Genomic DNA, 21,192 nt, shown 5'->3' with positions numbered 1-21,192 from the left:
AAACAGGTTTAGCACAGCTTCCGTAAAATACCAATAAATTGTCGTATTTAAAGAAACTTCAGCCTAAACTTGTTTATCATTTGATTTTTACTGATCATTGCAAACAAACAAATTCCATTACAATCCAAGCTTTAACTTTTGATAATGAAAAACTCTGACAATAAAGGTGGGACAATTACTGTTCTGCCACTGATATTTATAACTGCAGCTCTGTTCATGACCCTAAGAAATATGCCAGCCATGGCGGAAACCGGGTTACATATGGTGATTTTTAATGCGATAACCGTATTTGCATTCCTCATTCCCGTAGCGCTTGTTTCCGCAGAACTGGCGACCGGATGGCCTGAACGAGGTGTATATCAGTGGATAGACGCAGCATTTGGTTCATCTGCGGGTTTTCTGGCAGCCTGGCTGCAGTGGATTCAAAGCGTCTTTGGTATCACCAGCATACTAGCCTACGTGGGAGGTTCCCTTGCTTATGTGTTTGCTCCCGACCTTGGCTCTAATCCTTATTTCATTACTTGCGTTATCATTGGTGTTTACTGGTTTGCTACTCTGATTAACTTTAAAGGAACTCACCTTTCCGGTCTAATTTCCAGCGTTGCCTTACTTGCCGGTGTTCTATTGCCAACAATCCTGCTTATTCTTGGAGCAGGGTTTTATATTGTGTCGGGTCAGACTATTCACATCGACCTGAGCCTGACACGAGACAACATAATTCCATCTCTCACTGATACGACAGGCTTGCTGTTTTTCTTGAGCTTTGTATTTGGCTTTGTGGGTATAGAGGTATCTGCCAATCATGCGGTGGAAGTGAAAGACCCTCAGCGTAACTTTCCCCTGGCGCTATTTACTGCGGCAATCCTCGGGTTTATCCTCACCCTGCTTGGTGGGCTGGCCGTCGGCGTGCTGATTCCAGCTGAACAGATCAATCCGGTTAATGGCGCAACCCAGGCATTCTTCATACTTCTTGATCAGTTTCATGCTGGAGAGTGGATTTCCTTGATCGCATTTCTGATTGCCATGGGGGCCGCAGGGCAAGTCAGTACCTGGGTTGTAGGACCTGTCAAGGGGCTTTGGGCTGCTGGCGTATGCGGTAACCTGCCTCCTTATTTCCAAAAGACCAATAATTATGACGTGCCTGTACGACTGTTGATTGCACAGGCTCTCAGTATATCTATGATTGGCTTACTATTTCTTTTGGTGAACGACGTTAATAGTGTGTTCTTGTTACTAACGTCTATTGCTATCATCCTCTATGCGATCATGTACATCATGATGTTTTCGGCAGCGATACGTTTACGGTATACCCATCCAGAAGTACCCAGAGCCTATAAAATTCCTGGAGGGAATCTGGGTATGTGGATAATCAGCAGTATCGGGGCACTCTGTGCCACAGCCTGTCTTATTATTGGTTTTATTCCCCCAACACCTGATCCGCTAGGCTTTTTTGGCTTTGAAGTTTTGATTCTACTGACCTGTCTGGCTTCTCTTGGCGGAGCAATTATTATTCTCAGGCTTCGCAAGCCTGAATGGCTTTTAGTAAAATCAGGTCAATAATACAAATCTGCGAACAAATAAGTAGGAACCCATGGTTTTAGTCAGAAAAAGCACCAAACACGGTAGCAATGTATCACCGTCGTATAGCTCTAGAGCTATGTCGGAATCTATCCCAAAGTTTCAAATGCCTGAAGAGGAAATCTCCCCTACAACAGCTTATCGTCTTATTCATGATGAATTGATGCTTGATGGTAATTCCCGTCTTAATTTGGCAACGTTCGTGACAACATGGATGGAGCCTGAAGCAGAAGCACTCATGGGGGAAAACTTTGATAAAAACATGATTGACAAGGATGAATATCCCCAAACGGCAAAGATTGAAGAACGATGCGTAAATATACTCTCCCATTTGTATCACGCACCTCAGTCCGGAGCGGGAACATCAACATTGGGCTCTAGTGAAGCAGTCATGCTGGCAGGACTGGCATTCAAGTGGAAGTGGCGAGAAAAGATGAAATCAAGAGGGTTACCTCAGGATAATCCTAACCTGGTTTTAGGTAGCAATGTTCAGGTTGTCTGGGAAAAGTTCTGCCGTTACTGGGATGTAGAACCTCGTTATGTGACCATGACCAAAGACCGTTACGTTATTGATCCTGAAGGAGTCCTTGCCCAGGTTGATGAAAATACGATTGGCGTTGTCGCAATTCTTGGAACAACCTTTACAGGAGAATATGAGCCAATAGAGGCGATTCATGATGCACTAGTAAAGCACAATGAATCATCCGGTTGGGAAATTCCTCTACATATTGATGCGGCCAGTGGTGGCTTTGTGGCACCTTTTCTGCACCCTGATTTAAAGTGGGATTTCCAGTTACCCCAGGTAAAGTCCATTAACGTTTCAGGGCATAAATATGGCTTGGTTTATCCTGGTGTCGGATGGGTTCTCTGGCGTGATTATGACGAGTTACCAGAAGACCTGATTTTTCATGTGAACTACCTTGGCGGCGATATGCCAACGTTTACATTAAACTTCTCCCGCCCAGGAAATCAGGTGCTCGCACAATACTATAACTTTATACGCCTTGGGTTTAATGGTTATAAGCGGATCATGGAAAGCCTGCAACAAACTGCCATAAATCTTGCGAAGCAACTTGAGTCGACTGGTCACTTTGCCATCATCAACAATGGTGCAACCATTCCTGTTATTTCTTTTAGAGTCAAGGATAATGTAGGATTTGATGCCTATGAACTGTCTGACGCATTGCGTCGCTTTGGCTGGCAGGTTCCGGCTTATACAATGCCAGCCAATATTCAGGATATATCTATCCTGCGCATAGTGGTTAGGGAAGGATTTTCAAGGGATATGGCTGACTCTCTGGTGGAAGATATTAATCGCTCTATCTCCCGGTTCCAGGGAGAAGAAACAGTCGTTCAATCCATGTTTTCTCACTGACCTGATAAATTTTGATCCAAAGCGTACCCTGTAAGAAAACCATGTACTAGTTTGGTATATCTGCTCAGGGTGCACTCAAGTAATGGGTACATACCTTAAATTTTCTAATTCGAATGATTACTGCGTCAGCCCCAGGAGTTTCAAAAACCCACTTTTTTAAACTGCCCCAGTTTAGTTACTTACCAATGCAGAAAGAAGAGAAAATACGGCCCAGTAAATCATCGCTGGAAAACTCGCCGGTGATCTCGCCTAATGCTTTTTGAGCATGACGAAGGTCTTCAGCCAGAAGCTCTCCTGCTCCCCTATATTCAAGCTGCTTCTGACCATTATCCAGAAACTCTTCCGCTCTGCGTAATGCATCAAGATGCCTTCGACGAGCCGAGAAGCCACCTTCCATAGCGCCTTCATAACCCATACAGGTCTTCAGGTGCTCTCTAAGCGCGTCCAGGCCATGTTCTCTCATTGCACACGCCATGATCAGGGGAACGCCTGAAACGTCCTCTACGCCCGCTTGTTCGCCTGTGAGATCAATCTTGTTACGAATGACCGTCAGCTTTTCTCTGGATGGCAGACGATCAACAAACTCAGGCCAGATATCATGAGGATCTTTTGCGTCGGTGGTTGATCCATCCACCATCAAGAGAACCCGGTCCGCATCCTCAATTTCCTTGAAGGCTCTTTCTACTCCAATCTGCTCGACTTTATCTTCAGTCTCACGCAGACCGGCAGTATCGATAACATGCAAGGGCATTCCATCAATATTGATATGCTCTCTGAGTACATCACGGGTGGTGCCGGCTATATCCGTTACGATGGCTGATTCCCGTCCTGACAGAGCATTCAACAGACTGGATTTACCTGCGTTGGGACGACCGGCGATCACAACGGTCATTCCCTCACGCTGAATCGCACCCTGACCCGCTTCTTTCATAACCTGTGAGAGGTGACTGATAATGGTTTTGAGATCCCCTGCCACTTTTCCATCGGCCAGGAAATCAATCTCTTCTTCCGGGAAATCTATGGCCGCTTCGACATAAATTCTCAGTTCGATCAGACACTCTACCAGCTCATTCACTCTTCTCGAGAAAGCGCCCTGTAATGATCTCAGAGCCGACCTGGCTGCCTGCTCTGAAGTACTGTCAATCAGATCCGCTATGGCCTCAGCCTGTGCCAGATCCATTTTGTCATTAAGAAAAGCCCTTTCGGAAAACTCTCCCGGGCTGGCCAGTCTGATCCCCAGAGCATTAATTCTCTTCAGCAACATGTCCAGAATGACCGGTCCACCATGCCCCTGGAACTCTATAACATCCTCTCCAGTAAATGAGTTTGGATTAGGGAAGAAGAGTGCCAGGCCTTCATCCAATACCTCGTCCTGCTCATCATAGAAAGGGCCGTAATGAGCGTATCGAGGTCGGGGTTCCATTTTCAGAACATCTCTGGCTACTCGCAAAGCCTCAGGACCGGAAACTCTGATGATACCCACCCCACCTCTACCGGGAGCGGTAGCTTGAGCTGCAATAGTGTCTTTATGGAGATTACTGAGATCGGACATAAGCCAGGTCGGAGATAGAAAATTGAGGCGTAGTCTAATCCAAGGAGGATGCTGGCGCCATGGCCGTCAAGAACATGGGACGTCAGTACTGCCAACAGATTGGTCAGTCAAGGTTTTAGAATAGAAAGATAAAGTCTTCAACTCAAGACAATTAACGGGGGGACTTATCTATGAGCTTGAATATCAGTATGCCGAGCCTTGCTAGCGTCGGATCAAGCATCGCAGCCTTGCCAGGAAACATTGCTAAAGGTATTTGTAGCTTTGGACGACTGGTTAGAAAGTATACAACAGGAAAGCTGCTCGAAAGCACAGTAAATAGAGCTATCCGTGATGGCTCTCATGACAAGGTCAGCACACCTACTCTGAAAACCGTAGGTGAAAGAGGCACTTCGGTGATCAAAGGAAAGACTCATTACAACCTTAAGACTTCCGATGGAGATGTCGTTCGTTCTCGAGGGTTTGGTGAATACTGCCTGGACATGGCCTTGAAGCCAGTAATGAAGGTTCTGATGAACAGTGACAGCCCTGCAACCTCTGTGTGATGAATACCCAGCAATAAAAAACGGACCTTTACGGTCCGTTTTTTATTGAGAGATGTCAGGCTCAGGAGCCTTCGTTCTCGATCTTCTTGGTAATGAAGTACTGCTGAATGATCGACAATGTGTTGTTGGTCACCCAGTACAGAACCAGACCTGCGGGGAACCACAGGAAGAATACCGTAAAGATGAGTGGCATCAGCTTCATCACCTTGGCCTGTATAGGATCAGGTGGAGTCGGATTCAGCATCTGCTGAATAAACATGGAAGCGCCCATGATCAAAGGCAGGATGAAGTAAGGGTCCATCTGAGACAGATCCTGAATCCAGCCCAGCCATGGAGCCTGTCGCAGATCAACAGATTCCTGCAATACCCAGTACAGAGCAATGAATACTGGCATCTGTACAAGAATCGGCAGGCAGCCACCCATAGGGTTAACCTTCTCCTTCTTGTACATCTCCATCATGGACTGAGACATCTTCTGACGGTCGTCACCGTACTTCTCTTTCAGCTCCTGCATCTTCGGCCCCAGCTTGCGCATCTTAGCCATAGAGCGGAAGCTAGCCTGGTTCAGAGGATAGAAGACAGCTTTCACACAAACAGTCAGCAGAATGATCGACCAACCCCAGTTACCCACCAGAGAGTGAATAAACTGCAGCAGAATGAACAACGGCTGAGCCAGGAACCACAGAATACCGAAATCCATGGTCAGCTGCAGGCCATCGGCCAGATTCTTGAGTGCTGTCTGCTCTTTAGGACCAGAGTACAGTGTGGCGCCCGTGGAAACCTTCTCACCAGGATTGGCCACGATAGGATCGTTATAGAATCCCACCATGTAGTACTCATTGTTACGTGACACTTGCGTGTAGTAAGTATGAGGCTGATTCTGACTTGGCACCCAGGCGCTAACAAAATAGTGCTGAAGAATTGCAGCGTAGCCACCATCAACTCTTTCCTTGAAAGCCTCTTTCTGGAAATCGTCAAAAGACAGCTTTTTGTAAGGTTCGTCAACAGAACGAACAGCGGCACCCAGATAGGTATTCATGGGGGCACTGGAGTTCACAGAGCTTGGATCTTCAGAACCATCACGCTTCAGCTGAGCGTAGAAGGTATCACGCCATACCTTGTCACTGTTGTTGGCAATCTCATAGGCCATTTCGACCTCATAGGTGCCACGCTCAAAGGTATAACTTTTCGTTACCTGCACATCACCCGTAGATCGTGTCAGCTTAACGGTCAGCTGATCCTGCCCGGTGGGTAATGTATAGCTGGTTTGTTCTGAGCTGTAGAGTGGTCTCTGATTCTGGTCGTTTGTAGGACCATCAGTAGAAATCAGACCACTTTGTGCGGTGTAGACACAGGTAACATCGCCAGGTGTGCAATCGGGTCTGTTAACCAGAAGCTGGAAAGGAGTGGCTTTTTCGCCTTCTTCAGGCAGCCAGGCAGGATATTTGGGCAGGCTGAGCCCAATAATGTCACCACCGGCCGGGTCAATCTGAACGTCCAGGGTATCTGTTTTAACGCTGATCAGTTGAGCAGATGACTGAACCTTGGCATCCAGAATTTCTGGAGAGGAAGATGATGACGTAATCGTGGGTAAATCAGAACCACTTTGAGAAGTGGAGACATTAGCCACTACAGCATCGCTGGCCGGCCGGGTCTGATTGTAGTCTTCATTCCATTGCTGAAGTGTCAGTACACCAACAACGGCTATAGCACCTATCAAGAGTGTTCTTTGCAGATCCATGATGTCCGAGCCAAAGAGTCTTGGTGATGAATATGATCGTCTGATGACCGGTTTTGCCTGTCTGAGGGAGCGGGCACCGGATCAAAACCTCCTGGATGCCAGGGATGGCAACGCAGCAGTCGTTTCAAGGTCAGAAAACTGCCTTTCAGAAAACCATGATGTTCGAGAGCTTCCTGAGCATAGCTGGAACAGCTTGGGTAAAAGCGACAATGCCTGGCCATAATCGGGCTCAAGCAATAACGGTATACCTTGATCAACCCCATGGCAGTGCGTCTGGGCAAAAGCATGAGAAAGTTCATCACAGGTTTGGTCATGTCAGCTTTACTCTGTCTGTGCCGATTCGACAGGAAACACGTCGGCTGATTTGTGTGAGACAGTATGACTGGCTCTTCTGAAGAGTGACTGGAGGTAGTCTCTACCTCCTCTGTCACGCAGCTCCATAGAGTGCCTGCTTCAGGCTGTGGCTTCCATTTCGGAAACCTTCCGCTCATTCCGACGTCTGGCCAGTTTAAACCATTGGTTAGCGAGCAGTTTATTGATATCGCAGCTATCTAGCTCACCCAGACCTCTTCTGGCCAGAACAACAATATCCAGGTTTCCCAGTTCCTCCTGATGGAGGCGAAAAGTTTCCCGGATATGCCGCTTGACTCGATTACGGTCGGTGGCTTTACGGATATTTTTCTTGGCTATCACCAACCCCAGCCGGGGTTGATCCAGATCATTCTTACAAGCCAGTATCAGCAAATTGCGACTGCTGACCTTGATATCCGTATGGTCGAAAACCTGCTTAAAATCAGCTGCTGAGCAAAGTCGCAGATCGCGACCAAAAGCGAAGCCCACCTGTCAATCCAAATCAGGCGGCCAGACGCTTACGACCTTTGGCACGACGACGGTTAATAACCGCACGACCGTTCTTAGTTGCCATGCGAGCACGGAATCCATGGCTACGTTTACGCTTCAGATTGCTTGGCTGAAATGTTCTTTTCATGACGTTTCTCGTTTTATCAATTTACAAAAAGACGGGCATTCTAAGTAATTGAGGGATTAGCGTCAATTTGCATTTGTCAAGAGTTTGCCACTGGGGCTAAAGGTCTAATCCTTAGGGCTCTGGTAACTCTCGGCAGATATTCAAAAAGGCTAGTAAAAAAAAGCATTTTTATAAGGGTAATTACTTCCCTATATCTTTATAGAAAAAATCCTGTCCGAGAGAAATTTAAATCAAGAATCAAATCACGAATACTTATTCTGAGTAACCCATGAATACGAAATATATATAGTACATATGTACTTGAGTAATGTTGTTTTGTTTATGTAATAAATATTAAGCAGCCCTTTTTCTGTGGATAAGTCCTATCAGCCCTGTTGTGCTCTGGGCTTGTCCTTGTGTGTGATCGTGTAGAAAAAGAGCGATTATGCTGTTCTCTTCTTGCTGACAGTTTGTGTATAACTTGGCACCTTATACACAGTACGAAAATGCAGTCTACTTATGCACAGCTCACCCAGCCTTCATTACCCCTCCTCAACACAGCCTTTTCCACATTATTTTTTCAAAGGATTTTGCTTCCTGTTTTAGCTCTTTTTGTTCATAACATGCTGAAATATATGGTTTATTTGACTTTAATGTACTTACCTTTGAGAAATTTAAGGTGTGGATAACTTTTCCCTGAAAGGATACAATTGAAGCTGTTTTTTGCTTATTCTTCCCTCGTTTCTGCAGTATCCGCTGTGGAAGAGTACGTATTCCTGGACAGGTTCTGTTTCCTGCCTTTAGTGAAGTCGACCAGCAGGCTGACTGACTTCCATTTCACCCATTTTCAGGAGAGCCGCCTGTGCCTCTAGAGCTCTGGCAAAAGTGTGTGGACTTGCTTCAAGATGAACTGTCCTCACAGCAGTTCAACACCTGGATTCGCCCGTTGAAAGTGATGGGTGATGAGCACGATCTTTGCTTGCTGGCTCCTAATCGTTTTGTTGCAGACTGGGTGAAAGAGAAGTTTTTGCCCCGTGTAGAAGAGATTCTTGATGAACTGACTGACGGGCAGTCCCCGGCAGTTGCTTTGGCTGTTTCGAATCGTCGTCCCCAGTCCCTTAGTCGAAGGGTATCTGCACCTGTAAGCAAACCTGTGCATACAGAGGCATCACAGTCGGCCGTAGAAGAAAAGAAGGTAGTGACTCGGGAGCTGGTTTCGAGCCTGAGTGAAGCTCCAGGGCCATCTTCCAGCCAGCATACACCTGCTGATATAATTGAGACGCCAGTTCTTCAGAAGAAAGTGAATCCTCTTAAAGTAAAAGAGGACGCAGTTAGCCGTCTACCTGTTGAAAAGGAAAAGCCTTCATCTGGCCGACAGATAGAAGTCGAAGGATCAATAAAGCACAACAGTTCTCTCAATGCTCACTTCACCTTTGATACTTTTGTAGAAGGTAAATCTAACCAGCTGGCACTTGCTGCTGCTCGACAAGTAGCTGAAAACCCGGGCGCTGCTTACAATCCGCTTTTTTTATACGGCGGTGTTGGTTTAGGTAAAACTCACCTTATGCATGCTGTTGGTAATTCTCTGGTTCGTCAAAATCGCAATGCCAGAGTCGTGTATTTACATTCTGAACGCTTTGTTGCAGATATGGTTAAAGCACTGCAATTAAACGCTATCAATGATTTCAAACGTTATTATCGATCTGTAGATGCTTTGCTGATTGATGATATCCAGTTCTTCGCCGGTAAAGAACGATCCCAGGAAGAATTCTTCCATACCTTCAATGCTCTGCTTGAGGGAGGTCAGCAAATGATTTTGACCTGCGACCGTTACCCTAAGGAAATCAATGGGGTTGAAGAGCGATTAAAATCCCGCTTTGGCTGGGGTCTTACGGTAGCTGTGGAGCCTCCTGAGCTTGAAACCCGGGTGGCTATCTTAATGAAGAAGGCAGAGCAACAAAAAGTGGATTTACCCCATGAAGCCGCTTTCTTTATTGCTCAGCGTATTCGATCCAATGTTCGTGAGCTTGAGGGGGCTCTGAAAAGAGTCATCGCCAGTGCTCACTTTATGGGTCGCAAGATTGATATTGATCTGATCCGGGAATCTTTGAAGGATCTACTGGCCTTGCAAGATAAACAGGTCAGTATTGATAATATTCAAAGAACAGTGGCAGAGTACTACAAGATCAAGGTTGCGGATATTCTTTCCAAGCGTCGTAGTCGTTCTGTGGCTAGGCCCAGGCAGATAGCCATGGCTCTTTCCAAAGAACTGACCAGCCACAGTTTGCCTGAAATAGGTGATGCTTATGGTGGCCGTGATCATACCACTGTGCTTCATGCCTGCCGTAAAGTGAAAGAGCTGGTGGGTGAAGATGGTGAAATCCGTGACGACTACAAAAATCTTTTGAGATCCCTGACCAGCTGATCGAGACTCAGTTGGCAGACATTTATGAATTCAGGAAGAAAGTCGCAGGGACTTCCTTCCAGGTAGCCAAGAGAAAGGAAAGCGATGAAATTTACCATTAATCGGGAAGCATTGCTCAAGCCACTGCAACTGGTGGCAGGCGTTGTTGAGCGCAGACAGACACTACCTGTATTGTCCAACGTCCTGATGGTGGTGGACGGTGATCAGCTCTCTTTGACAGGAACAGACCTGGAGGTGGAGCTGGTCGGTAAAGTGACCCTGGATGCGGTTTCTGAGGGAGGAGAAATTACTGTTCCTGCCCGGAAGCTGATGGATATCTGTAAATCTTTGCCAGAAAACTCACTGATTGAGTTTTCTCAGGATGAACAGAGGGTCAAACTGAAAGCAGGTCGTTCCCGCTTTACTCTGTCGACATTACCCGCCAATGAGTTCCCTAGCATTGAAGAAGAAGCGGGTTCTATGACCTTCACTATTGGTCAGACTCGTCTGCGTCGACTCATTGATCGCAGTGGCTTTGCTATGGCGCAGCAGGATGTCCGCTACTACCTTAATGGCATGTTGATTGAAGTCAGTCAGAATACTTTACGCTCAGTGGCTACCGACGGTCATCGTCTGGCTATGTGTACTGTAGATGCTGATATTAACCAGCAGGATCGACACCAGGTGATCGTTCCTCGTAAGGGTATTCTTGAAATGGCTCGTCTTTTGATTGAAGGCGACGAGATGGTTCATATCTCTCTTGGAGCCAATCACATCAGGGCTAAAACGGGCGATTTCATGTTCACCTCTAAATTGGTGGACGGTAAGTTTCCTGACTATGACCGTGTTGTTCCCCGTGGTGGCGATAAGATCATTATTGGTGATCGTCAGGAGCTTCGTCAGGCGTTCCAGCGTGCTTCCATTCTCTCTAATGAAAAGTACCGTGGTATTCGTCTAATACTCTCTGATGGCATGCTGAAGGTTATGGCTAACAACCCGGAGCAGGAAGAAGCAGAAGAAGAAATCAATCTGGCTTACCATGGTGAAACCATGGAGATTGGTTTTAATGTGAGCTATCTGCTGGATGTTCTGTCTGTAATTTCTGGAGAATCCGTCAAGATTACTCTTTCAGACACAAATAGCAGTGCTTTGCTGGAAGAATCTGACACCAGTGATTCCACTTATGTTGTTATGCCTATGAGACTTTAATGAAGGTTTTTTTACCATCATTGAATGTTTCTCTATTATTCAGGGCCTTCTCAGCGCAGAAGGCTCTTTTATTGCTGAAGTCTCCCTCCTCATTAAGAGCTGTAGTGAAGAGCGTCATTCCTGAGAGTTGTATAGGCAAATGACCATTCACAAGCTGATGATCAAGGATGTCAGGAACCTGGCTTCCGCTACTTTCTCCCCTTCTGCGGATATCAATATTCTCTACGGTCTTAATGGCAGTGGAAAAACCAGTATTCTTGAGTCTATACATCTGCTGGGTTTGGCAAGATCTTTCCGAAGTGCCAGACTCAAACCGGTGATTCGGCATAAGCAGGGAAAATGTACGGTCTTTGCACAAATCCAGTCTAATAACGATCGCCTGATACCCGTGGGTGTTTCCCGGGATATAGAAGAAGAAAACTTTCAAATCCGGGTGGCAGGAGAAAGTCTTAAGTCCACTTCCGAGCTTGCCAGGCTCTTGCCTTTGCAGATTATTAATCCGGATACGTTCAAGCTTTTGGAAGGGTCTCCCAAGCAAAGAAGACAGTTTCTGGATTGGGGAGTGTTTCACGTGAAACACAATGAATTCTTACCACTTTGGAAGCGAACTCAAAAAGCACTTAAACAGCGGAACAGTTTGCTTCGGCATGGTAAAATAACGGGTTCGTCTTTGTCATCCCAATTATCAGTCTGGGATGTGGAGCTGGTTAGAGCCGCTGAGGCCGTAGATCAACTCAGGCAACAGTATTTTGAACAACTGACACCCGTTTTTCAGAATGTTCTGAGCCAACTAACCTCTCTTGCTGATATCAAGATCAGCTATTACAGAGGTTGGGATAAAGAGCGGTCTCTGGCTGAAGTGCTAAAAGAAAATGCAGTTCGAGATCTTCAGACAGGATACACACAATCAGGACCACAACGTGCAGATATCAGAGTTCGGCTTGAAGGAAGTAATGCCGTCGATATTTTGTCTCGTGGTCAACTAAAGTTAGTAGTTTGTGCATTAAAGCTGGCGCAAGGTTATCTCTTTTCAGAAGCTAATAATAGCCAGTGTGTTTTTCTTGTGGATGACCTGCCTTCAGAGTTGGATGCACCCCACAGAAGAGCTATGTGCAGAATATTGCAGAATATGCAAAGTCAGGTATTTATTACCTGTGTTGAGCCGGGTGCACTGGTGGATTGCTGGGAGCCTGAAATTGATCTTAAAGTGTTTCACGTGAAACAGGGATCTGTGAACTTGGAATCTGGGCGTGAGATTCGCCAGACTGAATCGCTGGAGAAAGAGTATGAGTGAACAAAATTACGATGCGTCCAATATTAAAGTGCTGAAAGGCCTGGATGCAGTTCGTAAGCGCCCAGGGATGTACATAGGCGATACGGATGACGGTACAGGTCTTCACCACATGGTGTTTGAGGTTGTAGATAACTCGATCGATGAGGCTCTGGCTGACTTTTGTGATGAAATAGCTGTCATTATTCATCCCGATGAGTCTATAACCGTTCGTGATAATGGACGGGGTATTCCTGTAGATATTCACGAAGAAGAAGGCGTCTCTGCCGCTGAAGTTATCATGACCGTACTGCATGCAGGCGGTAAGTTCGATGACAACACTTACAAGGTCTCAGGTGGTCTGCACGGTGTAGGTGTCTCCGTGGTTAATGCTCTGTCCAAAGAGCTTAAACTGACGATTCGCAGGAATGGTCAGGTTCACCAGCAGATCTATTCTCACGGTGTTCCCCAGGAACCCATGAAAGTTATCGGCGAAACTGAGAGGAGCGGTACAGAGGTCCATTTCGTGCCATCAGAGGATACATTCTCCAATATTCAGTTCAGCTATGACATTCTGGCAAAAAGACTCAGAGAGCTCTCCTTTTTGAACTCTGGCGTGTTTATTCGTCTCTTTGATGAGCGCACCGGTAAAGAAGACGAATTCCGCTATGATGGTGGCCTAAGTGCATTTGTTGAATACCTGAATACCAATAAAACTAATATTAACAAGGTCTTTCACTTCACCAAAGTTAGAGAAGACGGTATTGGTGTTGAAGTGGCCATGCAGTGGAATGATGGCTTTCAGGAAAACATTTACTGCTTTACCAATAACATTCCCCAGCGCGATGGCGGAACTCACCTGGCAGGATTCAGAGCCGCTCTCACCCGAAATCTGAACAACTACATTGAGCGGGAAGGTTTTGCCAAGAACCAGAAGGTTTCCACTTCCGGTGATGACGCGCGTGAAGGTCTGACTGCAATTATTTCGGTTAAAGTCCCTGACCCTAAATTCTCATCCCAGACCAAAGACAAGCTGGTTTCTTCTGAAGTAAAGACGGCTGTTGAGCAGGAGATGAGTAGTTACCTTGCTGATTATCTGATGGAAAATCCTCAGGAAGCACGGGCTGTGGTCAATAAGATGCTGGATGCAGCAAGAGCGCGTGAAGCTGCCCGTAAAGCTCGTGAGATGACCCGGAGAAAAGGTGCTCTGGATATTGCCGGTCTCCCAGGTAAACTGGCTGATTGTCAGGAAAAAGATCCAGCCCTATCTGAACTGTATATAGTGGAGGGTGACTCTGCGGGTGGTTCTGCCAAGCAAGGCCGAAACCGGAAAACCCAGGCTATTCTGCCACTGAAAGGTAAGATTCTGAATGTTGAGAAAGCTCGCTTTGACAAGATGCTTTCCTCTCAGGAAGTAGGAACTCTGATCACCGCTATGGGTTGTGGGATTGGTCGTACTGAATTCAATATTGAGAAGCTGCGCTATCACAACATCATTATCATGACTGATGCGGATGTCGATGGCTCTCATATCCGAACCCTTCTCCTGACGTTCTTCTTCCGTCAGATGCCTGAGCTGATCGAAAACGGCTACATCTACATTGCCCAGCCACCGCTTTATAAAGTGAAAAAAGGCAAGCAGGAACAATATCTGAAAGACGATATTGCACTGGATGAGTATTTGACCCAGTCGGCTCTGGAAAGCGCCACTCTTCACGTCAATGAGAATGCACCAGGTATCGGTGATGAATCTTTGGAATCTTTGGTAAAAGAGTACAGAAAGGTCATTGCTACTATCGAGCGATTGTCTCGTGTTTACCCGTCCGAAATCATGAGAGAGATGATTTATATGGATGGGGTCGCTGAAGAAGATCTTAAAGATCAAACAAAAATGCAGGCGTGGCTGGATGTTCTGAATGCCCGTATTCAGGACTTGAAGTTAGCGGGCCGTAGTATGAGTTTTGAACTGTTCGAAGATCGTGAACATCAGGTATGGATACCTAAGGTCACTATCATTTCTCACGGAGTACCTACCGACTACACATGGAATGTCGACTTCTTTGGTTCTGGTGACTATGGCTCTATAAAACGCCTTGGTTCCAAGTTGCAGGGTTTGCTGGAAGAGTCTGCATTTATCCAGAAGGGTGAACGTAAGAAAGCAGTAACAACCTTTGAAGAAGGTCTTGAATGGCTCATGACCGAATCAACCAAGCGCCATAACATTCAGCGCTATAAGGGTCTGGGCGAGATGAACCCTGAGCAGCTTTGGGAAACAACAATGGATCCTGATGTGCGAAGAATGCTGAAGGTTACCATTGAGGATGCTATTGGTGCTGATCAGATCTTCAACACCTTAATGGGGGATCAGGTTGAACCACGCAGAGACTTTATTGAATCTAATGCATTGAATGTAGCCAACCTCGACGTCTAATCCTCTGTTGAGCTCTTACTAAACTCAGAGCCGCCAGATATGAGCGGCTCTGAGCTTATCTCACTATTCCTCTTTAGGGCAAGAGAATGTATGGTGCACTGTTAAAGCATCAGCAGAACATTTGTAAGTACCTTGCCAGCTGTCCCCGTCCCTGACTTCCACTGTAATTGTATCCTGGCCACTTTCATCTTCTGTGATAGAAACATTTCTGACATAGAGCTTAATAGGTTTTCTGATGTCGTCAGGAACCATATAGTCATTGAGCATCAGGATGTAACTGGCTTTGATAGCTTGGTTAGAGCGACTGAAGAGCTTGGTTGCAGAGGCTCCTTTGAGACTGAATGAGTAAGTCCAGTCGTCTTCATTATCGGATGAAGGCTGGTCACTACGTTTCTCTAACTGACACTTATTGGCATTAATTACTGCCTTATATTCACTGCCATGGGTGTAGGCATTCTCGACCCATTTAAAGACTTCTCCTGCTTCTACAGAGAAAGCGGTAAGAGATCCAAGAGCAAGAATAAAGCTGGAAAGTATGGTGGAAAGAGAGCTTCGTAAAAACATGATGTTGAACCTGAGGGTTGGGATTGAATGAAGAGTGAGAGCTAAGCTCTCGGAGAGGGACGGGTTATTGAAAGGGTGAAGTGATGATAGCGTTCAGTATAGTTCTTGCTCTTATAAAAGCATAAAAAAAATCAGCAAATTCGTTATAACCTGAAAGCGAAGTTTTAATCATTTAGCATTACGCGGGATGGTATCTATGGCGGTATGCCGTCATGCAGTATACTTGAGGCTTCAGATTTGACAGTTGATAGCCATGTACCATTCAGTAATTCGAGCAGAACTCGAAGAAGCCCAGCAGGTTCTGGAGCGCTTTCTTAATGATGAAACCTGTATTGATGCCATAGATAGGGCTGCGAGCCTTCTGGCTGAATCATTTAAGCAGGGTGGAAAGGTTATTTCCTGTGGTAATGGTGGCTCTCATTGCGATGCCATGCACTTTGCTGAAGAGCTGACGGGTCGTTATCGTGATAACCGTCCAGCCTACCCCGCTATTGCTATCTCTGATGTCAGTCACCTTTCCTGTGTTTCCAATGATTATGGCTATGAGTATGTGTTCTCGCGCTATCTGGAAGGTGTTGGCTTTGAGGGAGACGTACTGTTCGGTCTTAGTACCAGTGGTAACTCAGGCAACATTTTGAAAGCGATAGAAGCTGCTAGAAAGAAAGGGATGAAAGTGATTCTGCTGACAGGTAAAGATGGCGGAAAAATGGACGGTCTGGCCGATGTAGAGATCCGGGTCCCACACTTTGGTTATGCAGATCGGATTCAGGAAATTCACATCAAAGCCATTCATATCATGATCCAACTGATTGAGAAGCATATGGCTGCTTGATGATCTTGAAAAGTCATTCATCACCTTTCTGAAGGTGATGAATGATAGGTTATATTAAGCCTGCCCTGAACTGTTCATCTCGTCCAAAGCGTTTGAAATCCAGCCCCGGATTTCGTTATTGATATCCAGTGCAGTTCTGTCTTTGGAGTCTACAGCGGGTCCTATATGAAGCTGGATCGTACCGGGCTTTTTCAGAAAGCTGCCCATCGGCCAGCAAACCGCTGCATTATGAGCAATGGGCAGTACATTAGCCTCAGCCTTGCGAGCCAGATTCACACCACCTCTTGAGAACTTACCCAGCTTACCATTGGGGTTACGAGTCCCTTCCGGGAAAATTAATACCCACCTTTTTTCATGCAGAGCCATCGTGCCCTGCTCTACTACATCGTTTAATGCTGCTCTGGGATCATCTCGATTAATTGCGATGGGCTTGATGAGTCTGAATGCCCAGCCAAAGAACGGGATCATCAACAGCTCTTTTTTGATGACCTGAGCCTGGGGACTGAAGAGTGTTTGAAGGAAAAAGGTTTCCCAGGTGCTCTGGTGATTACTGATTATTACACAAGGTGTATCCGGTATATTTTCCTTGCCATGAATCTCATAGCGAATACCACAGATAAATCTTGCCAGCCCCACGGCAATAACCGCCCAGTATTTTACCAATACTTTATGGCGTGTATTCATGGGAACAAAGGGAACAACAAAAACCAGTACAGTGGACCAGAGAACAGTAAATGTAGCCAGCAGAAAATAAAATAACGCTGTTCTTATGGATTGTACGACGAGTGACATTTATAACCTATCTTGTTTATCTTTGGATACCCAACTGATCGCTGAGAGGGTTGATCAGTGGGTATTACAGTTGCTTCTACCTGTTTCGGGTAACTAAAACTGTTTGTCGAGAATAAAGTTAGTAAATGTTGAGAGGTCTTCAAATACAGGGATACCCTCAATACCTACACCTTTATCCAGGGTTCTGATGCCTTTCCCTGTTTTCACCAGTGCTATCTTACATTCCATGGCTTGTCCTGCTTGAAGATCTCTCAGAGAATCTCCAACTACCCAGGCAGATGCTGCAGGGATGTTCAGAGTTTCTTCGATCTGTTCAATCATACCTGGCAGAGGCTTTCTACAGCGGCATTGATCGTCAGGGCCATGAGGGCAGTACTTGATACAGTCTATTTTTCCACCTTCAGCGGTCACCAGATCCCGCATTTTCTGATGCATCGCATCAAGGGTTTCTTCACTAAAGTAGCCCCTTGCAAGACCAGACTGGTTCGTTGCGATAGCAATCCTATAACCTGCTCTGCTGAGTTTGGCTATAGCCTCAATACTGCCAGGCAGAGGAATCCATTCATCTACCGTACGAATGTAATTATCGGAGTCTTCATTGATGACTCCGTCGCGGTCAAGAATGATCAGTTTGCTCATAATCTCAGAAAGCAGGTTTCGTATCTAAAGTACTGGAAAAGTATTTTTCTGCTCGAATCTAATAAAGAAGGAGAAGCAAATTACTTTTCTGACAGATAAAAAAGTGCGGCATAAAAGCCGCACTCACTGTATCAAGCTTTGCTCAGGATTTCTGTAACAAAGACAGCCCTGTGCGCAATCTACAGTAATGAAATGTCTGCAACGTGCAGGAACAGGCTGCGTAATTGTTTCAGAAGCGCGTAGCGGTTCAAACGAACCTGCATATCTTCAGCGTTTACCAAGACTTCATCAAAAAAGCGGTCAACAGAGTCTTTCAGTGGCGTCAGGCTTTCCATGGCTACAGAGTACTGTCTTTGTTCCAGAATGGGCGCTACTTTCTCTTTGCTGTCTGCCAGAGCTGAAGCCAGAGCTTTCTCTGCGGCTTCTGTCATCAGTGCGGGATCAACGGAATCAGGAATAACCAGATCTCCGGCTTTAGCCAGAATGTTAGAAACACGCTTGTTGGCTGCAGACAGGGTTTCGGCTTCAGCCATTTGGCTAAAGCTGTGCACCGCCTTGACGCGCTGATCAAAATCGAACGGACGAGAAGGTTTTAGTGCCTTAACAGACAGGAAGACCTCGACAGGAATCTGTTCATCCTGGTACCAGGAGCGGAAGCGCTCCAGCATGAACTCCAGAATGGTTTCAGTGAGCGCTTTCTGATTGGCTGAGGGCTCTTCGGCTGGAAGATCAACCCCCTGTGATTTATAACCTCCAATGGATTGGTTTATGAGATCACGCAGATCCAGATCCAGTTTCTTCTCAACAATAATTCGCAGTACACCCAAGGTAGCTCTTCGCAGAGCAAAGGGATCCTTGTTGCCTGATGGAGGCTGGTTGATACCAAAGATACCGGTAATGGTATCGATCTTATCGGCTATCGCTACTGCACACCCTGTCAGGTTTGAAGGGAGTTCATCGCCGGCAAAACGTGGCATGTATTGTTCATTCAGAGCTAGGCAGACGTCTTCAGGCTCATTATCGTTTGCTCCGTAGTACTGGCCCATGATGCCCTGCAGTTCCGGGAATTCCAGAACCATTTCAGAGGTCAGGTCTGATTTACAAAGTTCACCAGCACGGACAGCCAGCTGTTCTTGTCCACCTTCCTGGTGTGCGATGAAACCGGCCAGTTTTGCAATGCGATCCGTTTTATCAAACAGCGATCCCAATTGAGCCTGGAAGACAATGGGCTTCAGGGTTTCCCTGCGTGCTTCAAGGGTGGTTTTTTTGTCCGTATCAAAGAAAAACTTGGCATCTGCGAGACGAGGCCTTATTACCCGTTCATTACCGGATACCACTTGTTCAGACTGCAAGCTCTCAATATTGGAAATGGTTATAAAATGGGGAAGAAGCTTTCCTTCCTTTGAAACCACATGGAAATATTTCTGATGCTCTTTCATGGATGAGATCAGAGCTTCGGCAGGTACTTCCAGAAATTCGTCATCAAAACGGCCGGATAAGGCTACTGGCCATTCGTTCAGAGCAGTGACTTCATCCAACAGGTCTTCATCAATAACGGCTTCGCCACCCAATCCGGTAGCTACTTCTGTCACCTGTTTTTTGATGAGGCTGCGTCGCTCTTCAAAAAGAGCCATAACCTTACCCTGCTCTTTCAGAAGACTCTGATAATCTGCAGGTTGGTTAACGGTCAGAGACTGATTAGCATGGAAGCGATGGCCTCTGGTTTGGTTACCTGATTTCAGCCCCAGAATTTCGCAATCAACCACTTCTTCTCCCATCAGCATGACAAGCCAATGGACGGGGCGAACAAATTCTGTACGGCTAGCTCCCCAGCGCATACGTTTGGGAATAGGCAGCTCATTCAGAGACTGGCTGATCATTTCAGGCAGCAGTTGAGATGTCTCGGAACCCTGCTGAACGGCACGGTATACCAGCCAGGCGCCTTTATCGGTTTCCAGTGTTTCCAGTTGATCCACTGAAACACCATTGGAGCGGGCAAAACCTTCGGCCGCTTTCGTGGCCTTGCCTTCAGCGTCGTAAGCGGCTTTTACAGCAGGGCCCCGGCGCTCAAGTTGCTGATCAGGTTGAGCGGTTTCCAGTCCTTTTATCAGCAGAGCCAGGCGACGTGGAGCTGCAAATGCTTCAAAGCTGTCAAAAGACAGTTGAGCACTCTTCAGACGATCAACAATACCCTGGGTGAAAGCATTGGAAAGGGTTTTCAGAGCTTTTGGAGGGAGTTCCTCAGTACCCAGCTCGACCAGGAAATCTTTCTGACTCATCACTTCTTCTCCTGTGTCTTGCTTTCTTCCAGGCTGGCCAGCACTTCTGTGCGGATATCATCGCTTGCCAGCGGGAAGCCCAGATTATGGCGCTTATCAAAGTAGGCTTTGGCAACGGCTCTGGCCAGAGTTCTGACTCTTAGAATGAAGCGCTGACGCTCTGTGACAGAGATGGCATGACGGGCATCCAGCAAGTTGAAAGTATGAGAAGCTTTCAATACATATTCATAGGCAGGCAGAGGCAGGCCGGCTTCAACCAGGCGTTTGGATTCACCTTCGTAAAAATTGAACTGATGGAACAATTCTTTGGTATCAGCATGTTCAAAGTTGAAAGTAGACATCTCTACTTCCTGCTGATGGAAAACATCGCCATAAGAAACGGCGCCCTGTGGCCCTTCAGTCCAAACCAGGTCATACACGTTATCAACATTCTGAATGTACATGGCCAGACGCTCGAGACCATAGGTGATCTCGCCTGTTACCGGATAACATTCAATACCGCCTACCTGCTGGAAGTAGGTGAACTGACTGACTTCCATACCATTCATCCAGACTTCCCAGCCCAGACCCCAGGCACCCAGTGTTGGGGATTCCCAGTTATCTTCTACAAAGCGAAGGTCATGAACCAGAGGGTCTATACCCAGCTCTTTTAGAGAGTCGAGGTAAAGTTCCTGAATGTTGTCAGGAGACGGCTTCATTACTACCTGAAACTGGTAGTAATGCTGAAGACGGTTTGGGTTCTCTCCATAACGGCCATCAGTTGGACGGCGACTGGGCTGTACGTATGCAGCGTTCCAGTTTTCCGGACCTATGGAACGAAGGAATGTAGCTGGATGGAAGGTGCCTGCACCTACTTCCATGTCCAGCGGCTGCATAATGACACAGCCCTGGCGAGCCCAGAACTGCTGAAGGGCCAAAATCAGGCCCTGGAATGTCTTGATATCAGGCGTGCTTTGAGAAGTCACAGTACTACCTCATGGAGGCTCAAAATTAGGCTTTATTCCTCTATCCCGGCTG

At 46.5% G+C, this 21,192-nt stretch carries 18 protein-coding genes; 8 read left to right on the top strand and 10 right to left on the bottom strand.

All coding sequences use genetic code 11. The features are described from left to right. Window positions 1–144: 144 nt before the first annotated feature. Both ACR2PX_RS09100 and ACR2PX_RS09095 read left to right on the top strand, forming a co-directional pair. Window positions 145–1,560, top strand: a complete 1,416-nt coding sequence (locus ACR2PX_RS09100) for an amino acid permease (RefSeq protein ID WP_433999042.1) — start codon at window positions 145–147, stop codon at window positions 1,558–1,560. A 31-nt stretch (window positions 1,561–1,591) separates the two neighbouring features. Beyond that, window positions 1,592–2,953 carry a glutamate decarboxylase gene (locus tag ACR2PX_RS09095; RefSeq protein ID WP_433999041.1) on the top strand — a complete coding sequence of 454 codons (1,362 nt, stop codon included), beginning with the start codon at window positions 1,592–1,594 and terminating at the stop codon, window positions 2,951–2,953. Window positions 2,954–3,128: 175 nt separating this feature from the next. Here ACR2PX_RS09095 and mnmE read toward each other — a convergent pair whose 3' ends face one another. Further along, entirely contained in the window at window positions 3,129–4,505 is a 1,377-nt protein-coding gene (gene mnmE / locus ACR2PX_RS09090) for a tRNA uridine-5-carboxymethylaminomethyl(34) synthesis GTPase MnmE (protein ID WP_433999040.1), read from the bottom strand. Between the two features lie 170 nt (window positions 4,506–4,675). Between mnmE and ACR2PX_RS09085 the strand changes: the two genes are divergently transcribed. Then, window positions 4,676–5,047, top strand: coding sequence for a hypothetical protein (locus ACR2PX_RS09085; protein ID WP_433999039.1), 372 nt, complete (start codon window positions 4,676–4,678; stop codon window positions 5,045–5,047). A gap of 61 nt (window positions 5,048–5,108) precedes the next feature. Here ACR2PX_RS09085 and yidC read toward each other — a convergent pair whose 3' ends face one another. The 4 genes from yidC to rpmH form a co-directional block, all read right to left on the bottom strand. Then, complete coding sequence (yidC, locus tag ACR2PX_RS09080) at window positions 5,109–6,788, bottom strand: membrane protein insertase YidC (protein WP_433999038.1); 1,680 nt, start codon at window positions 6,786–6,788, stop codon at window positions 5,109–5,111. Continuing rightward, window positions 6,764–7,009, bottom strand: a complete 246-nt coding sequence (yidD, locus tag ACR2PX_RS09075; protein ID WP_433999052.1) for a membrane protein insertion efficiency factor YidD — start codon at window positions 7,007–7,009, stop codon at window positions 6,764–6,766. The genes yidC and yidD overlap by 25 nt, the downstream gene beginning before the upstream one ends. Window positions 7,010–7,241: 232 nt before the next feature. Next, a complete protein-coding gene (rnpA, locus tag ACR2PX_RS09070) occupies window positions 7,242–7,628 on the bottom strand; it encodes a ribonuclease P protein component (RefSeq protein ID WP_433999037.1) in 387 nt (128 codons plus the stop codon). 13 nt (window positions 7,629–7,641) lie between these two features. Beyond that, on the bottom strand, window positions 7,642–7,776 hold the full coding sequence (rpmH, locus tag ACR2PX_RS09065) for a 50S ribosomal protein L34 (protein WP_034840262.1): 135 nt from the start codon (window positions 7,774–7,776) through the stop codon (window positions 7,642–7,644). A gap of 841 nt (window positions 7,777–8,617) precedes the next feature. Between rpmH and dnaA the strand changes: the two genes are divergently transcribed. The 4 genes from dnaA (at window position 8,618) to gyrB (ending at window position 15,069) form a co-directional block, all read left to right on the top strand. Then, on the top strand, window positions 8,618–10,180 hold the full coding sequence (gene dnaA, locus ACR2PX_RS09060) for a chromosomal replication initiator protein DnaA (RefSeq protein WP_433999036.1): 1,563 nt from the start codon (window positions 8,618–8,620) through the stop codon (window positions 10,178–10,180). Window positions 10,181–10,264: 84 nt separating this feature from the next. Continuing rightward, on the top strand, window positions 10,265–11,368 hold the full coding sequence (gene dnaN, locus ACR2PX_RS09055; protein WP_433999035.1) for a DNA polymerase III subunit beta: 1,104 nt from the start codon (window positions 10,265–10,267) through the stop codon (window positions 11,366–11,368). Window positions 11,369–11,507: 139 nt separating this feature from the next. After that, window positions 11,508–12,662 (top strand): DNA replication/repair protein RecF, encoded by a 1,155-nt coding sequence (recF, locus tag ACR2PX_RS09050; protein ID WP_433999034.1) that lies wholly within the window; start codon window positions 11,508–11,510, stop codon window positions 12,660–12,662. After that, window positions 12,655–15,069: a DNA topoisomerase (ATP-hydrolyzing) subunit B gene (gyrB, locus tag ACR2PX_RS09045; RefSeq protein WP_433999033.1), complete on the top strand. Its 2,415-nt coding sequence runs from the start codon at window positions 12,655–12,657 to the stop codon at window positions 15,067–15,069. The genes recF and gyrB overlap by 8 nt, the downstream gene beginning before the upstream one ends. Before the next feature lie 63 nt (window positions 15,070–15,132). Here the strand turns inward: gyrB and ACR2PX_RS09040 are convergent, their stop codons facing one another. Further along, window positions 15,133–15,633: a hypothetical protein gene (locus tag ACR2PX_RS09040; RefSeq protein WP_433999032.1), complete on the bottom strand. Its 501-nt coding sequence runs from the start codon at window positions 15,631–15,633 to the stop codon at window positions 15,133–15,135. 253 nt (window positions 15,634–15,886) lie between these two features. On the opposite strand from ACR2PX_RS09040, the gene lpcA reads away from it, so the two are divergent. Then, entirely contained in the window at window positions 15,887–16,465 is a 579-nt protein-coding gene (gene lpcA, locus ACR2PX_RS09035; RefSeq protein WP_433999031.1) for a D-sedoheptulose 7-phosphate isomerase, read from the top strand. 54 nt (window positions 16,466–16,519) lie between these two features. Here lpcA and ACR2PX_RS09030 read toward each other — a convergent pair whose 3' ends face one another. From ACR2PX_RS09030 to glyQ, 4 genes are all read right to left on the bottom strand, one after another. Continuing rightward, the gene (locus tag ACR2PX_RS09030; protein WP_433999030.1) at window positions 16,520–17,257 is read right to left on the bottom strand and encodes a lysophospholipid acyltransferase family protein; all 738 of its coding nucleotides are present in this window, start codon (window positions 17,255–17,257) and stop codon (window positions 16,520–16,522) included. 93 nt (window positions 17,258–17,350) lie between these two features. Then, the gene (gene gmhB, locus ACR2PX_RS09025) at window positions 17,351–17,896 is read right to left on the bottom strand and encodes a D-glycero-beta-D-manno-heptose 1,7-bisphosphate 7-phosphatase (protein WP_433999029.1); all 546 of its coding nucleotides are present in this window, start codon (window positions 17,894–17,896) and stop codon (window positions 17,351–17,353) included. Window positions 17,897–18,075: 179 nt separating this feature from the next. Beyond that, on the bottom strand, window positions 18,076–20,175 hold the full coding sequence (gene glyS / locus ACR2PX_RS09020) for a glycine--tRNA ligase subunit beta (protein WP_433999028.1): 2,100 nt from the start codon (window positions 20,173–20,175) through the stop codon (window positions 18,076–18,078). Continuing rightward, window positions 20,175–21,140 (bottom strand): glycine--tRNA ligase subunit alpha, encoded by a 966-nt coding sequence (gene glyQ / locus ACR2PX_RS09015; RefSeq protein ID WP_433999027.1) that lies wholly within the window; start codon window positions 21,138–21,140, stop codon window positions 20,175–20,177. The genes glyS and glyQ overlap by 1 nt, the downstream gene beginning before the upstream one ends. Window positions 21,141–21,192 lie beyond the last annotated feature (52 nt).

This window comes from Endozoicomonas sp. (genome assembly GCF_051008435.1).
Taxonomy (GTDB): Bacteria; Pseudomonadota; Gammaproteobacteria; order Pseudomonadales; family Endozoicomonadaceae; genus Endozoicomonas_A.
This window is presented reverse-complemented; position numbering and strand designations above follow the sequence as displayed.

Coding starts and splice junctions, on each gene's coding strand:
- ACR2PX_RS09100 (WP_433999042.1), top strand. CDS start 145: ATGAAAAACTCTGACAATAAAGGTGGGACAATTACTGTTCTGCCACTG.
- ACR2PX_RS09095 (WP_433999041.1), top strand. CDS start 1,592: ATGGTTTTAGTCAGAAAAAGCACCAAACACGGTAGCAATGTATCACCG.
- mnmE (WP_433999040.1), bottom strand. CDS start 4,505: ATGTCCGATCTCAGTAATCTCCATAAAGACACTATTGCAGCTCAAGCT.
- ACR2PX_RS09085 (WP_433999039.1), top strand. CDS start 4,676: ATGAGCTTGAATATCAGTATGCCGAGCCTTGCTAGCGTCGGATCAAGC.
- yidC (WP_433999038.1), bottom strand. CDS start 6,788: ATGGATCTGCAAAGAACACTCTTGATAGGTGCTATAGCCGTTGTTGGT.
- yidD (WP_433999052.1), bottom strand. CDS start 7,009: ATGGCCAGGCATTGTCGCTTTTACCCAAGCTGTTCCAGCTATGCTCAG.
- rpmH (WP_034840262.1), bottom strand. CDS start 7,776: ATGAAAAGAACATTTCAGCCAAGCAATCTGAAGCGTAAACGTAGCCAT.
- dnaN (WP_433999035.1), top strand. CDS start 10,265: ATGAAATTTACCATTAATCGGGAAGCATTGCTCAAGCCACTGCAACTG.
- recF (WP_433999034.1), top strand. CDS start 11,508: ATGACCATTCACAAGCTGATGATCAAGGATGTCAGGAACCTGGCTTCC.
- gyrB (WP_433999033.1), top strand. CDS start 12,655: ATGAGTGAACAAAATTACGATGCGTCCAATATTAAAGTGCTGAAAGGC.
- ACR2PX_RS09040 (WP_433999032.1), bottom strand. CDS start 15,633: ATGTTTTTACGAAGCTCTCTTTCCACCATACTTTCCAGCTTTATTCTT.
- lpcA (WP_433999031.1), top strand. CDS start 15,887: ATGTACCATTCAGTAATTCGAGCAGAACTCGAAGAAGCCCAGCAGGTT.
- ACR2PX_RS09030 (WP_433999030.1), bottom strand. CDS start 17,257: ATGTCACTCGTCGTACAATCCATAAGAACAGCGTTATTTTATTTTCTG.
- gmhB (WP_433999029.1), bottom strand. CDS start 17,896: ATGAGCAAACTGATCATTCTTGACCGCGACGGAGTCATCAATGAAGAC.
- glyS (WP_433999028.1), bottom strand. CDS start 20,175: ATGAGTCAGAAAGATTTCCTGGTCGAGCTGGGTACTGAGGAACTCCCT.